General features: G+C 71.0%; 1 protein-coding gene (cut by a window edge). It reads right to left on the reverse strand.

Translation table 11 applies throughout. The features are described 5' to 3' along the window. A protein-coding gene (locus tag BJ991_RS02735) for a Calx-beta domain-containing protein (RefSeq protein ID WP_179487245.1) crosses the window boundary here: on the reverse strand, nucleotides 1-16,221 show its 3' portion. Its footprint extends 11,319 nt past the window's final position; 16,221 of the gene's 27,540 nt are visible here — the last part of the coding sequence; its start codon lies off the right edge, out of view; its stop codon occupies nucleotides 1-3.

Below are 16,221 nucleotides of genomic sequence, written 5' to 3' on the forward strand. Positions count from 1 at the left end.
TCAGTCGTCGTTGAGGATCGTCATCACGCCCTCGCCGTCGCCGATCGCGGCGTTCGCGCTCGCGTTCGACAGCGCGAGGAGGATCGTCTCGTCGGGCTCCTTCGTCCTGTCGCCGACGATCTGCACCGTGAAGGTCGCCGTCGTCGCCCCTGCGGGGATCATGAGAGTCGCGGTGGTCGCGCCCGTCCAGTCGCCGTCCTTCGTCGCTGTACCGCCGACGATCGTGATCGTCACCGTCACCGCCGACGTGGTCGCGGCGGAGAGGGTGACCGTCACGACGGACTGCACCTTGGACCCGCCGTTCTTGCCCTCGAGGACCGAGACGTCGGCCACGCTGAGCGTCGGCAGCGCGGGTGCCGGCGGCGGGGCATCCGTCTCGGCATCCGCCGCGTCGTCCGGCTCGCTCAACGCCATCGCTGCGACCGCACCCTCCGGAGGCGTGGGTGGCGGCGGCTCGACGACCGCCGGCGGCGGGGTGCCCGGGCTCGCAGCGCGGCCCTGCTGGTCGAGGTCGCTCTCGGCGTTGTTCAGGCGGTCGAGGGTGCTCGCCGTGTTGCCGATCGTGCCGGTGTTGCCCGACGCCATCGCCGCGTTGACCATGTCGATGACCTCGGCGACGGTGTACGGGTAGGCCACCTCGGGGTGCGCGGCGCCCAGGAGCGCCGACACCGCCGCGCGCACGAGCGCGTTGATGCCGCCGCCACCCGTGCCGAGCGCCTGCACCAGGGTCAGGTCGCGCACCGAGTCGGGTGCCGTTGAGAACACGCTCCCGACGGTCTGCGATGGGCTGTACACGAGGGTGCCGTCCGGCATCCGTGGCCATGCGGACGCTGCCCAGTTGTCGGCATTGTTCTTCCAGAACCCGGGCGTCATGCCCTCGCCGCGGCCGGAGGTGCGGTACGCGGCGCTGTCCCAACTCCACACGGTCTCGCCCAGCACGACGTCGGTGCCCGTCACCGCCGCGATGTTGCGGTACGGGGTGGTGCCCACCACGTGCGCGACCACGCCCGCCGAGGTGAACAGCCACATCTCACCCGGATCGAGCAAGCCGTTCCCGTTCAGATCGCCCCCGACGTACACCGGCGTGAAGTCGTCGGCGGTGTCGCCCGGCGTGCCGTTGTCGTCGCGGATGGGCGAGAGGGCGAGTGCGACGTCACCCGGGTTGGTGACGAGGTACGTCCACACGACGCGCGTGCCCCACAGCCACTGCGAGCCGGTGCCGTCGGCGTCTTCGATCGCGGTGGGGTTCCACGGGTCGGCCGCGTTGACGGCCTTCTTGATGCGGATGCCGGGCGCCACCACAACGACGCACGCGACGTCGCTCGAGCTGTAGACGGTCGCGAACTCGTCGGCCGCGAAGACCTCGGCGGAGTTGCACGTCGTGCCGCTGACCGCGACGCCTGCGTACGCGAAGATCCACACCTCGTCGGCGTCGAGCACGCCGTCGCCGTCGGTGTCACCGCTCGTGAGCTCGAGGACGCGGTCGTCGAGCTCGTCCCCGGGCGTGCCGTTGTCGTCGACGACCGTCACGCCGTTCATCGGCAGCGAGCCGGGGATCAGCCGCACCTCCACCGCCCACGAGAGCGGCGCTCCGACGGCGACCTTGACGGCGCCCGACGGATCGTCGGCGGGCTGCGCGTTCACGGTCTTCGAGACCACGATGCCCGACCGCGGCACGGCCACGCCCGTGGCGTTCGCGGCATTCGTCGCCGTCGCGGTCTGGTCCGTCGCGGGGTCGACAGCCGTCACCCGTGCGATGTTCGTGTGGAGGCCGAGCGGCGCGATTCCGGTCGCCGTGTAGATCCACGTCTCACCGGGATCGAGGAGGCCGTCGCCGTCGACGTCGCCGCTCACGTACACAGGCGACCAGTCGTCGGCGGTGTCGTTCGGGGTGCCGTTGTCATCCCTCACGACGACGGCGACCGGAACATTGCCGGAGGTGGTCACGAGGTACGTGAATGTCAGCGTCGAGCCTGCCGGCACGGTGGGGCCGGGTGCGGCATCCGCGTCCTGTCCGTTCACGAGCTTCACGATCGTGACCTCGACCACCGCCCCGATCGCCCACGCGGCGTCGGTGTCGGTGACGGTGTCGCCGGCGCCCCACTGGGCGGTGACGACGGCCGTGTTGCCGAAGAACCCGGCCGGGGCTGTGGCGTTCGCGACGCCGAGGGACGTGTACAGCCACACCTCGCCGGGGTCGAGCTCGCCGTCGCCGTCCGTGTCACCGCCGACGTAGACGGGCACGAAGTCGTCACTCGGGTCGAGGGGCGTGCCGTTGTCGTCCACGACGATCACGCCGCGCAGGCTCACGGTGCCGGGGTTCGTGACGAGGTACGTCCACACGAGCGCCGTGCCGACGGCGACGATCTTGGCGGTCGCGCGCGTGTCGGCGTCGTCTGCCGCGGTCGGCGCAGTCGGGTCGGCGGCGTTGACGGCCTTCTCGATGTGGACCTGGGCCGGCGGGAGGCCGAGATAGTTCGCGGCATCCGTCGCCATCAGCGACGCGCCGCCGCCCGCCCCCATCACCATCGCGATGTTCGTGTACGGCCCGAGCACGGCGATCGCGACCGCCCGGAAGAGCCACACCTCGCCCGGGTCGAGGATGCCGTCGCCGTCGGTGTCGCCCGAGACGTACACCGGCGCGAAGTCGTCCGACGTGTCGCCCGGCGTGCCGTTGTCGTCGCGCAGGACGACCTCCGTCACCGGGCCGTCGACGGCCCACACGAGATACGTGAACGTCACCGCCGTGCCGACCAGCACCGATGCGCCCGGCGCGGCGTCGGCGTCCTCGGCGGGGGTCGGGTGGAACGGGTCGACGGCGTTGATCGCCTTCTCGACGTGCAGCTGGACCGGTTCGACGGCCAGCCCCGTGTAGACGGCCGGGTCGCTGTCGCGCACCGACTGGCCGTTTGCGCCCACGCCCTCGACGGTCACCACGTTGAGCTGGCGGCCGGCGCGCGCGGTGCCCTCGGCACGGAAGATCCAGACCTCGCCCGGGTCGACGAGGCCGTCGCCGTCGGTGTCGCCCGACACGTACACGGGGACGAAGTCGTCGGTGGGGTCGGCGGGCGTCGCGTTGTCGTCGAGGGTGCGCGTGAGGCGGATCGCGATGGATCCGGGGTTCGACACCTGGTAGGTCCACACGACCACGGAGCCGGCGTCGAGCGTCGGGCCGTTCACGTTCGCGTCGTCCCCGTTGACGTACTTCACGACGCGGAGGAGCGTCTGCGGGTCGCACGGGCAGTGCAGGTTCGGACCGCCCACGTCGTCGCGGCCCCCGCCCGGGATGTTGCCCGGCTGCGGGTCGCGCGGGCCGCCGTGCTGGTCCTGCCACAGCTGGCCGTCGCTCGGCTCGACGAGGGCCTCCTCGTCGAAGGGCTCACCGGCCGGGATGCCGGGGCCCTCGTCCGAGCCGCCCGCCTCGGACAGCGCGCGGATGAAGTCGCGGATGTTCGGGCTGAAGCTGCGGTTGACCGTCGGCGAGCCGAAGGGGCTGAACGGAACGATGAAGCTGTTGAACTCACCGCCCCAGTCGAACATGCGGTCCTGCGCAGTGTTCGCGATGAGCACGTCGCGGCCGGCGCCGCCGAACGCGAAGTCGCCGTCGCGGAAGCGCGGGTCGTCGTTCTCGGGGTTCGTGTTCGCGCCGCCTGCGGTCTCGAGGTTGTCGTCGAGCTGCAGCAGGTCGTCGCCGAAGCCGCCGAACAGCCAGTCGCAGTTCGTGCCGCCCACGAGCCAGTCGTGCCACAGGTCGCCGTACATGCGGTCGCGGCCGTCGTCGCTCTTGACCTTCTGGCCGTCGATGATGATCGCCTCGCCGGTCACCTCGTCGAGCACGTACGCGTCGAAGTTGAGGAGGAAGCCCGGGATGATCGCGCGCGGGTCGTCGGGGTCGTAGTCCGCGAACATCGTCGTGTCGGCGCTGTAGTGCAGCGGGTTCGCGTCGACGAGCGGCAGCTCGGTCGCGAGGCGCGTGAGCGCGCCGTTGCGCAGGTCCCGGTTGTAGAACTCCTGCATCGCCTCGGCGCCCGACATCGAGTCGCTGCCCTCGCCGCCGTGCATGAAGTCGTCGCCGAGGCCGCCGTAGAGCACGTCGTGGTTGACGGCGCCCTCGATCCACGTCGCGAAGTCCGCCCGTTTGAGCAGCTCGCCGAGGATGTAGATGTCGGCGCCGGTGAAGGGACCGGGGATGGACACGAACTCCTGCGCGTCGGGCGTGTCGAGGTTGTTCAGCGGCTCCGTCATGCCGTTGCGGCTCGTCTGCATCTTGCCGTCGTCGCCCATGATCCCGTCGACACCGGTGCCGCCGTAGATGCGGTCGTTCCCCCAGCCGCCGTAGATGTCGTCGTCCTGGCCCTCGCCGAAGAGCACGTCGTCGCCGAGCTGGCCGTGGATCGTGTCATCTCCGTTCTCTCCGTGCACGACGTCGGCGGCACCGATGCCCACCCCCGACCCCTGGGTGTAATCGAGGAAGGTGTACGCGCGAGGCAGCAGCCGGACGGCGCCGCCGTACGTGTCGTAGTTGAACGTGAGGAAGACGGTGTCGGGCGTCAACGGGTCGCCGTCCGCCACCCCGGCGATGACGCGCACGAGACGGTGGATGTTGCCGTTGTCGCCGAGGATGACGTCGCTGTCGCGCGCGTGCCCGTCCTCTTCGAGGTCTCCGTAGTTGTTGCGCACGAGCCGGATGCCGGCACCGCCGAAGATCGTGTCGGCGCCGTCCGGACGGCGCGAGGGCGTCGTGAGGCTGAACAGCTCGGAGCTGCCGCCGATGATGTCGTCGCGTCCGAGGTTGCCGAAGATGACGTCGTTCCCGCCGTTGCCCTCGAGGTAGTCGTCGCCGTCGCGGCCGCCGCCGGCCCAGTCCTCGACGGATTGCCGCGTCGTGCGGACGTCGACGGTGAGGGCGCCGGAGTCATCGATCGCCGAGCCGTCGCCCTGGATCCAGTCGTCGCCGAGCTGGCCGAAGATGAGGTCGTCGTCGGCGCCGCCCGCGATCACGTCGTCGCCGTAGAGTCCGGCGGGCGTCGACGTGTCGTGGTCGAAGAGCATGACGTCGCGCTCCTTCGCGCCGCGCGGGTCGTCGTGCGAATCCGTCGGGTTCGTGCCGCAGGCCCCGGCGGACACGATGTCGGCGCATCCGGAATCCTGGCCGTAGATGCCGGCCGACGTGAGGACTTGGAACCGCCGGCCGGAGATGTCGCCCGTGCGCAGCAGGTTGGCGTTGTCGCCCGCGATCGCGTCGTTCTGCGCGCCGCCGTCGATGAAGTCGCCGGTGTCGCTGCCGCCCGCGACGTTGTGGCCGCCGATGAGGTCGTCGTCGCCCGTGCCGCCGGTGATGCGGTCGGAACCCTGGCCGCCGATGATGACGTCCTCGCCGGCGTCGCCGCGGAGGAGGTCGCCCGCACCGCCGTCGGGGGCCCGCGTGTCGATCGAGGTCCACGCGAACGGATGCGTCACGAGCGGCATGTTGAGCGGCAGCAGGTCGAGGCGGATGCCGATCGCGCCCTGGTACGGCACGGTCGCGTCGATGCGGCCGTGGTCGCCGAAGACGAGGTCGTTGCCGTCGTCGCCGCTGACGGTGTCGGATGCCGTGCCGCCGAGGATCGCGTCGTTGCCGGTGCCGCCGGTGATCGTGTCCTGCCCGCCGAGCGTCGGGTCGGTCGTCGTCACAAGGCGGAACAGGCCGTCGGGCGTGACGAACTCGATGCGGCCGTGGTCGCCGAAGATCGTGTCGAGCCCCGCCGCGCCCGCGATCACGTCGGCGCCGTTGCCGCCCGCGATGCGGTCGTCGCCGGCGTCGCCCGTGATCGTGTCGTCGCCGCCGACCTGCGGCTGCGCGGTGGCGATCGCGATGATGAGGCGCGCCGTCTGGATCCGCACGAACACCGGGCCGCCGAGCAGGTCGGCGCGCTCGATCGTCACGGCCTGCGTCACGATGCCGTGGTCGCCGAAGATCGTGTCGTCGTGGTCGCCGGCGTCGCCGGTCGCACTGCCCGCTCCCTCGCCGGAGAGCTGGTCGGCACCGGGCACGAGGCCGTCGGCCATCGCGTATGCGCTCGTGTTCGCGGTCGGGATGTCGAGGCGCCGCGTGATGACGTCGACGCTGACGCCCGAGTCGCCGTAGATCTGGTCGCTGCCGCGCTGGCCGAGGATCACGTCGTTCCCCGAGCCGCCCGCGAGATAGTCGTGCGCCTGGCTGCCGATGATCGTGTCGTTCCCGGCACCGCCGTAGACGATGACCCCGACGCTCGGGAGCGCGCCGGGTGCGGCATCCACGAACAGTGCGCTCGCGTCGATGACGTCGTCGCCGGCGTGCGCGTACGGGTTCGCCAGCGGGAACCAGAACCGCTCGTCCTCATCCGGCACGCCCGGGAACTGGTCGAACGGCTGTGCGCCGAAGTCGCCCGCGTCCTGCGTCTCGGCGCGGCCGGAGTACCAGACGCCGTCCTGCGACGTGTCGCCGTAGATCACGAGCGGCGACGACGGGCCGCCGCCGCCCGTGACGATGATCGTGTCGCCGCCGACGACGCCGTTCACGAGCTGGTTGCCGCCGCCGTGCACGACCGTGAGCGAGCCGTGCGCGGCGGGCGGGTTCGGCGCGGTGGACGGGTCGCCGTCGTCCTCGGGCGCCTGCTGCAGCGTGCCCGTGATCGTGAGGCGGTCGTTGCCCGTGCCGAGGAGGAGGTTCAGCACCTCGATCGTCGACAGCGACGCATCCGCCGTGATGGCCGTTATGGTGCCGTCGGCCGCCGTCTCGAACTCGACGACGCCCCACGAGATGCCGCCGGGAACGACGGCCGGCTCGCCGAACGCGGTGCCGCCGGAGACGGTGAAGCCCGAGGGAAGGCCCGTGCCCGTGAGGCTCGTCGAGGTGAGCGTGCGCACGTGGTCCTGCACGCTCGAGTCGTCGAAGATGTTGAGCACGTCGATGTTGCGGCCCTCGGGCACGGATGCCGCGTCGCCGATGCCGAGGAGCGGTCCGTCGGCCTCGCCGGGGAGCTTCACGCCGCTGTGCAGGGACCGGTCCACCCGCGTCGTGCCGCCCTCGATCTGCACCGGTCCGACCAGCTGGCTCAGCAGGTGCGGCTGCGTCGCGAACGTCTTGACGCCCTCTCGCACGAGCGGCACGTCGAAGAATGGATCGGCGACGAGCGACACGGTGACAGGGGTCATCCAGTTCGCGGCGGTGAAGGTGACGGATGCCGCGACCCGCCGCAGCGTCACCACTCCACCACCCGCGGGCAGCGCGAACTCGGCGGTGAGCTCGATCACGTTGTCGAACGTCGCGTTGTCGCCGCGGATCACCGCGATCTTGTAGTACGTCGAGCCGCCGTCGATCGAGATGCGCATGCCCTCGAGGAAGCCGTCGGCGAGGAAGCTGCCGCCGTCGGCGCGCGTGATGCGCCGGGTCGCCGGGTCGAAGGCGACCGCGCCCGTGAACAGGCCCTTGCCGGCGGAGCCGATCGCGCGCCACGTCACGCGGCCGCCGATCGCCGCATCCGTGAGCCCGTCCGTGAGGATCGCGATGTTCACGTCGGCGGTCGGCTGCTTCGTGAGTCGGATCGTGTAGTCGTCGCCGGTGCCGCCGCGCACGACCGTCGTGCCGCCGCCGCTCTCGGTCACGAGCACGCCCGCGGAGTCGTCGTCGCGCACGTCGACGTAGTTCGTGCGGTCGTCGAACACGTACCCGGCGGGGCCGGAGAGGAGACGCGCGATGATCCGCACCCACGCGGGGTCCTGACGGATCGCGTCGTCGATCACGACGATCCGGATCCGCACCGGCGTGGTGTCGCCCGCAGCGAACGTGATGATGCGGGTTGCGGCGTTGAAGCGGCCGTCGGAGCTCTCGAACCGGATGCGGCCGTCCGGCGCGTCGAGGCGGATCCGCACCTCGCCCGCCGCCGGCGCGGCCAGGCCGACGAGGATCTCATCCGTCACACCGTTCGCGCCCTCGAGCACGACCGTGGAGCGGTCCTCGTCGGACGTGCCCGGAACCACCTCGACGATCACGACGCCCGGGACGTCGTTGTCGCGCACGAGCACCTCGACGTTGCGCACGGCCGCACCGTCGAAGCCCGCGGCGCGATCCGCGGCATCCGTCGCCAGCGTCGTGTGGCTGATCGACACCGTCCGGTCGCCCTCGGGCCGCGCATCGTCGACCGCGTACACCCACACGGTCTGCGGCAGGTTCCAGGTGGCGGCGTCGAACGCGAGCACGAGTGCGCGCTGCGCCGGGTCGACCGTCGCGCCCATCTCGACGAGGTGCCGGCGGAACTCCTCGAACGCGTCGTCGCACTGGGCCTGGGTGCCCGCGCACAGCCACACCGAGTCGCCCGGGATCGCCGCGATCCGCTCGGCGAGGCCCGGCATCGCCGAGCTCACGGTCACGTAGACGGTGCCCACCGGCTGGCGCGACAGCTTCACGGTGTACGAGTCGAACGCGCGTGTGCCCCCGCCCTCGGCGACGGATGTTCCGCCGCCGGACTCGGTGATCACCACGACGCCCTCATTGACGCCCGCGACGTGCAGGTCGATGCCCGGAGCGACGATGCCGTGGTAGTCGACGTCGCCCGACGTCACGAGGTGGTCGATCGAGCCGCTCGCGCCCTCGATGTCGCGAACGACGATGTCGGTCGAGATGTCGCCCGCGATGTTGATCGTGTCGCTGCCGAGTCCGCCGATCACGCGGTACGAGACGCCGCCGGCCGTCGACTGGACGAAGAACTGGTCGGCGCCCTCGAGCCCGTCGACCTCGACCGACTCGACCGTCGCGTAGCGCACGGTCACGCCGGCGCCGTAGATCGCGGATGCCGTGATGACGATGTCGTCCGGGAACTCGGTGCCCAGGATCACGAGCTTGTCGTAGCCGGCGCCGCCGTCGACCGAGACCGGCGCGTTCATCGTGTACTGCACCTCGTCGTCGCCGCCGCCCGTGCGAATGTCGAGCGGCCGGCCGGTCGAGGCGCCGATCGCGGGGATCGCGGTGCCCGAGGCATCCGTCTGGATCGTGCCGTCCGCGTTCGTCCGCGCGAGAGCGAAGCCGCGGACAACGAAGAGGTCGTTTCCGTCCTCGCCCTCGAGCCGCAGCTCGGCCTGGTTCGAGTACACGGTGAAGCGGTCGTTGCCCGCGCCGCCGAGCGCCACGAGCGGTGCGCCGATGCCGGGGCTCAGGTAGCCGCGCGTGGTCGCGATGATGCGCGGGAAGACGTCTTCGGGGGCGAGGCCCGCGGCCGCCTCGCGTGGTGTGCCGAAGAGCTGCCCGAACTGGAACTCGTCGTCGCCGGCGCCCGCGTCGAGGGTGATCGTCGTGCTCGTGTCGTCGACCGCGAAGAAGTCGTCGCCGAGACCGGTCTCGACGATGAGCCGGCCGTTGAGGGCGGTGTCGTAGTTGATCCGCTCGACGCCCGTGCCGACGGCCGGCGAGCCGCGCAGGCCCTCGAGCGTGCCGTGGAGGAACGCCACGAACGCCGGGCGATCGGCGGTCTCGTTCGGGATCGCCGTCACGGCGCGCAGGAGGACGATGTCGTCGCCGTCGGTGCCGACGATCGTCGCGACGTCGGCGCCGTCGTTCGGGGCTCCGGTGTCGAGGAGGTTCACGACGTACGTGCGCGTCGCGTCGGTGGTCGTCTCGATGCGGTAGGTGTCGGTGCCCTGCTGCCCGTCGAGTGTGAGCGTGTGGGCGTCGGGATCGTCCGGGGTGCGCAGGGCGAGCACCTGGAACACGTCCTCGCCGTCGCCGCATCCGACCTGCAGAACGGCCGGTGCGCACCGCGTGCGGTCGGTGGCCGAGAGGTTCTGGCTGCCGTATACGTGCACCGCGGTGCCGAGCAGCGTGGAGACGAAGTCGAAGTGGTCGACGTCGATGTGGCCGAAGATGAGTGCGCCGTCGGTGCGGTCGCTGCCGCCGTCGAGGTCGAAGAGGCCGCCGATGCGGCCGGCGAAGGTCATCGTCGTGCCGAAGCCGGATGTCGCGGTCGCCGTGCTCGAGTGGGTGTCGGCGTTCGTCGCGGACGGGGTGCCGAGCGGGTCGGGATCGATCGCGCTCGGGGCGGCTGCGTCGCGGTTCGTGTCGCCGTGGATGTAGATCGTGCGCCCGGCGACGATGTCGGACTCGACGGGTGCGAGCAGGTCGTCGCCGACCCAGAGGGAGATGTCGCGCTTTGCCCAGATGCCGCTGCGGGTCGTGGTCGCGGAGTCGGCGGCGCCCGGGGTCGTCGTGCGCGGCTCGCCCTGGCTGACCAGGCTCGTACCGCTGACGACGAGGATGAGGTCCTGCGTTCCGGTCGACGGGGGTCCACGCACGCCGTTCGTGTCGGGCACGGTGAGGCGCACGTCGCCGTCGCGCGACTTCGCCGCGAGCACACGCAGGTCGCCATCCGTCTCGGTGATGAAGACACTCCAATCGGCCTGCGCGTACAGGCGGCCGGTGGACGAGTTCACGACCGACGTGTTCACGTCGAGGTCGTCGAAGAGCGTGCCGATGCCGCCGCCCGTCGCACGGAGGTCGATCCGGTCGGCGACGACGTCGGGCAGGGCGTCTGCTTCGCCGTCGAGGATCGATCCGGCGCCCGCGACGAGTGAGACGTCGGTGACCTGGGTCGGATCATTCTGCGCCGAGACGACGATGCCGACACGGAGGTCTCCGAGCACCTCGAAGAGGTGGACGCCGAGCGCGGCGACCGCGTTCAGGACGCCGTTCAGGAGAGTCGGCGAGCTGCCGACCGTGTCGAGCAGGTTGATCTCGAGGAAGTCGGCGGGGGTCCCGATCGAGCCGGTCCTCGCGATGAGTGTGATGTTGACGCCCTCGACGTCGCGCGGGTCGGACGGGTTCGTCGCGGCGTCGGCGGGGTCGGCGTCGATCATGCTGACCGCAGACACGAGCCTGACATCCGAAGTGCGGGAGCGGATGAGGCCGATGCGGAAGTCGTCCGCGACCTCGTCGAGGGCGATCGAGCCGTCGATGTCGACGTCCACCCAGCCCGTGCTCGAGGGTGCGAGGTCGATGAAGCCCTCCACGTGCACGCGTGGCGCAGAGCCGGAGTCGACCGCGTCCGAACCGTTCGCGAGCGCCTCGGTGTCGCGGATGCGGATGTCGTCGCCCGCCACGACGCCGGGTGTGCCGGGCGTGAGCGCCGGAGTGGCGAAGATCACGAACCAGCCATCCTCGGCGTCGGCGCGGAACATCGTCTGGCCGGTCGCGCCGATCGGGACGTCGACCCGAGGCAGCAGGGCGTTGCGCTGCTCGAGGCGGTAGACGCTGTCGATCTCGACATCGGTGCCGGCGGTCTCGAGCGCCGGGTCGATGAGGCCCGTGACCCCCGTGCGCGCCGGGTCGGGGTTCGCTTCCGAGCCGCGGAAGTGGAAGCGGTGCGGTCTAGCGGTGCTCCAGATCGAAGACTCGTGCACCACATGCACCTCGACGTCGCCGTGCCGTGTCGAGGCGCCCTGTCGCACGGCCGTGCGCAGCTCGAGGTCGACGTCGCCGCCCGCGCGGATGAGGTCGAGCGTGATCGTGATCGTCGTGGCGCCGGCCTGCGTGCGGTCGAGTCCCTTCAGGCTCAGCCACACGTCGGCGCCGGCCTGGGCCGCGATGCGCGGATCGCGCGGGCCCGAGGCGGTCGGTGCGTCGACGCGCGGCTTCGCGACGAACCTGACGAGGTCGACGAGGAGTCGCCGTTGCTCCGAACCGATCGAGCCGAGCGTCGCCTCGATGTCGAGCAGGTTCGTCGTGATCTTCGCGTCGTCCGTCGAGGCCAGGATGTCGGCGAAGAGGTTCACGATGCGCGTGAGTCCGACGGGGTTTTCGATGAGCGCCGACAGCAGCACGTCGCCGTCGCCGCGCTTCTCGATGTCGACGAGGCTCGGCGCCGCGGCGTGTCGCAGATCGAACTCGAGGGTGGTGAACGCACGGAGCGCGCCGCCTTCGGAGTGCAGCCGCACGAGCGGCGACTCGGTGAAGTCGTTGACGACGTCGATGCCGCGGATCGTCACCTCGAGGCCGGAGCGGTCGACGATGACGACGGATTCCAGCGTGTCGCGGAATTCGAAGGTCGGCCACGGCTGGTTCGGTTCACCGCGCGTCGAGGCGTAGTCCTGGTTCGCGATCGAGCACGAGATGCGGGTCGGATGCGCGCCGGGAACGGCGTCGTTCGGCCCGTGCGACTGGCACGTCGCCACGAACAGGACGTTCGCGTAGCCGGTGTTCTCGATCTCGTCGATCACGTAGCGGCCGTCGCCGTCGGGGTCGACCTGCGTGACACCCGGGATGGGCACGGTGCCGCCGTTGATCGTGATGGCGTTCGCGTCGACGACGAAGCCGTCCTCGTCGACGACGAGGAGCGGAGCTCCGTCGAGCCCGCCGAGCACGATGACATCGGCATCCCACCAGATGTGGCGCGACTCGTCGTAGAGGCCTCCGCTCGCGTCGCGGTAGCGGTCGCTGTCGGGCGATGGGGTCTCGTAGTGGACGCCGCTGTCGGCGAAACCGTAGAGCGCGACGCTCTCCGTGTCACCGGGGATGATCAGGCCGGACGTGGGGTCGATGCGACGGGCCCCCGCCATCACGATCGCGCCACGGTCGGCGTTCACGACCGCATCGACGTCGCCGTCGCCGTTGTTCTCCGCGCGCTGCGGCGGGATGAGCGCAACCGCCAGGCGCATCGCGTTGCGCGTGATGACGATGCCGACCGTGTGCGCCTTGAGGTCGACACCGCGGTCGCCGCGGATGATCGTCCCGCCGCCGATCTCGACCGCGACGGTGAGGTAGAGGTCGACGTGCGCGTTCGCGAAGGCCGTCGCGACTCCGAGGAGGATGGGGTTCACGCCGAGCGCCTTCGCCGTCGCGGTGCCCTCGATGCGCGAGACGTACGCGTCGAGGTTCACCGTGGAGCCCGTGATGCGGACGCCCGTTCCGATCACGACGCGCGAGGTCGAGGCATCCGTGGAGGTGCCGATCCGCACGCCGCGATCGTCATTCGTGTTGTCCGAGTCGGCGCCCGCCCCGATGCCCCACGACGCGGTGTCGGAGAGGGTGGTGCCGTTCGTCGCCAAGTCGGTGCGCACCGTCACATGTCGGCCCGCGAGGATGACGGCGCCGTTGCCGATCATCGCGACCGTGTCGTTGTCGATGCGCGCCGTCGTCTCGGCGATCTTCGCCGAGATCGCGCCGCCGCCCTTCGACTGCGCCGTCGCGCCGATGCGGTGGTCGGATGTCGCCGCCACCGTCACGTCGAGGCCGGCGCGCAGGTTGCTCGAGCCGGCGACCGTCGCGGTCGTGGTCGCCGTGTCGAAGACGACGTCGGCGTGCGCCTCGCCGACCGAGACACCGCCGCCGCCGCCCGTGTTGGCGTACGCGGTGGCACGCGACCGCCCGTTCGCGGTGACCTCGATCGACTGACCCGCCTGGACGATCGCCGCAGCGAGCGTCGCGTCGACCGTGATCGTTCCCGTCACCCTCGCCGAGGGGACGCTGACGTCGACGCCGCCGCCGGAGCCGCCGTTCGTGGTCGCGCCGGACGCGCCGTTGCCCTTCGAAGGAGCGATGACCGTCAGGTCCTCGCCGCCGGGGCCGCCCAGCCGGTGCGTGCCCGCCGACAGCTCGGAGCCGATGCGGGCATACAGGGCCTGCGTGCCGGTCCCGGCCTTGAGGTCGACCTCGACGATCCCGAAGCGGTGCGGACCCGGGCGATCCGTGTTCGCGAGCGACAGCGTGGTGCCGCCCGGCGTCGCGGCGAGCTCCACCGAGCCGGCCGGGATGGCTCCGCCCCTCTTGATGTAGTACGTGTACCCGTCCCGCAGGTCGCCGAGTGCCCGCTCGATCGAGTGCAGCGAGTCCGCGGCCCCGCGGCCGATCGCGATCGGTGTGACCGGCACGGCCGCGATGTCGTCATCCGTTCCGAACTCACCGTCTGGACCCGCCTGCGCGGGGCATCCGGTCGCACGGCACCTGTTGCTCGCGAGCTGGATCGAGCCGTTCGCGAACTTGATGACGTAGTACACGCCCCCGTCGACCAGCGGGGTGATGGGCGAGCCCTTGAGAACCCGGTAGACGACCGCGTCACCAGTCGAGAGCAGGTTCGTCAGGGCGGTGCCGACGAAGATGTTGTTCGCGCCGGCGTTGAGCGTGATCGTCACGACCTTCTTCTCATCGACCGTCGTGACCGTCGCCGCCGGAGTCCAGATGAGGGAACCGGCGTTCTGGGGATCCTCGATCTGAACGGGGGTCACGTCGACCGCGTTGCCGCTGAACGTCCCAGCGGCGGGCGCCCGGTACATCACCGGCGTGCCGTCGGCGAGGCCCGCGAGCGTCGGATCGGTGAGGCGGTTGCCCGTGACCGTCGGTGTGATGGGCGCGTCGCCCGCCGGGTTCGCGGGCGTCGGCGTGGTCGCCGCCGCGTACGACGTGGTCAGCTTGATGCGGGTCGTGTCGATCACGCGCACATAGAAGACGTTCGTTCCACTGCACGCTCCGGTGGCGAAGGCGCCGCTCTGCAGGATCGACACCCCGCCGCGCGCGTCGTAGACGATGCAGTCGCCGGAGACGAAGCCGTGCGGCACGAGGAACGTGATGATCTCGGTGTTCGGGTCGACGTCCGCTGCGGGCAGCAGCGCGCCGAGCCGGATGCTGCCGACCTCGCCGCTGTCGAGCACGGTGTACGCCGATCCCGAGTGCAGGCCCGTGACTCCGGGACCGATGTAGGTGACGACGTCGCCCTCGCCGATGCCCGGGTACGAGAAGACGATCCTGTCGGTGCCGATCACGACGTCCGTGATGCGGTCGCTCGGCGCGGACGTGGCATCGTCGCTGAGCTCGGCCGAGATCCTCACCGAGCCCGCCGTGTAGATGCGTGTCGGGTTCGTGATGGTCGCCGACGTGCCGATGTACGCGTCGACGTCGGGCGAGAGCGTGGAACGCGCCTCGGGGATCCCCACCTGGACGGCGCCACCCCCGTACGCGTTGGCGACGGAATCGGCCTCGGCGATCGCCTTCGCCGACACCGTCACTCCGCCGAGGATCGGGACAGGGGACGCCGCGATCGTCGTGTCGCCGATCGTGACGCCGTCACCGATCGACGCGGCGACCTGGGGGGTCGACTCCGCGATCGCCTGTGATCCGCCGATCGAGACCGCTCCGCCCGAGCCGACGACGACGCGTGAACCGGCGGCCCCGGACAGCAGGTCGGCCGTGACGTCGACCCCGCCCGCTCGGATGACGGTCGTGCGCCCGAGGATGCGTGCCGTCACCGCACCGGTGAGGGTCGCGTCGGCGATGAGCCAGGCGACGGCGCCGAGTCCGCCCGCCCCGCCCTCGGCCTCGGCGTACGAGAAGTGCGTGCCCTTGGCGAGCAGCGAGATCGACCCGGTCGTGTCGAGCGTCGTGATCGCACCCGAGATCGACCCGACGGAGACGTCGGAGTCGACGTCGACGTCGACGTCGACCCGGGCGCCCGACCCTCCGATGGCGCCGATCGAGGCGATGAGGATGTCGGCCGAGGCATCCGTCGTGCTGTCCGCCTCGACCGCGAGCGCCACCGCCCGCACGACGACACCGTCGCCGATCGACGCGAACGCGCGGCCGAGCACCTTCACGGCGACACCGACGCCGCCGACCGCCACGACCCCGACGCTGACGTTTCCGCCGGTCACATCAACGGTGGGCGAGTAGTTCGCCGCGACGCGCACCGCGCCCGAAGAGTAGATCAAACTGCCGCGGCGCACTTCGGCGGTCGCGATCGACGCGCCGGAGGTGCCGATCGTCACGTTGAGCACTCCGGCGGAGACGCCGAGGGTCCCGCCCGCGAGGGCCATGATCGTCACCTCGGCGTCGCGGAACGAGCTGACCGAGGCGACCGCCTTGGCGGTGATCTCGACGTCGCCGACGGTGCGCTGCGCCATCGGCGCGTCGACGCCGATGCGCGAGTTGATGCCGGCGGCCGCGACGGCGGTGCCGTTCGAGGTCACGATCACAACGGCGGCGCCGAGGCCCACGCCCGCCGCGAGGGCGGCCGCGAGGGCGGAGGTCTCGATGTCGACGTCGCGCTCCGCCGAGAGCAGCACCGAGCCGGCGGCGCTGATCACGGCCGCGGATGCGGAGGACGCCGCGTTCTCGAGGTAGGCCGACACGGTGCCTCGGTCGTTGATCACGATCACGGTGGCGGCGATGCCCGCGATGCCGGCGAGTCCGGCGGTGATCGCCAGCACGTCGAGCTCGGCCTTCAG

Source organism: Microbacterium immunditiarum, assembly GCF_013409785.1.
GTDB lineage: Bacteria > Actinomycetota > Actinomycetes > Actinomycetales > Microbacteriaceae > Microbacterium > Microbacterium immunditiarum.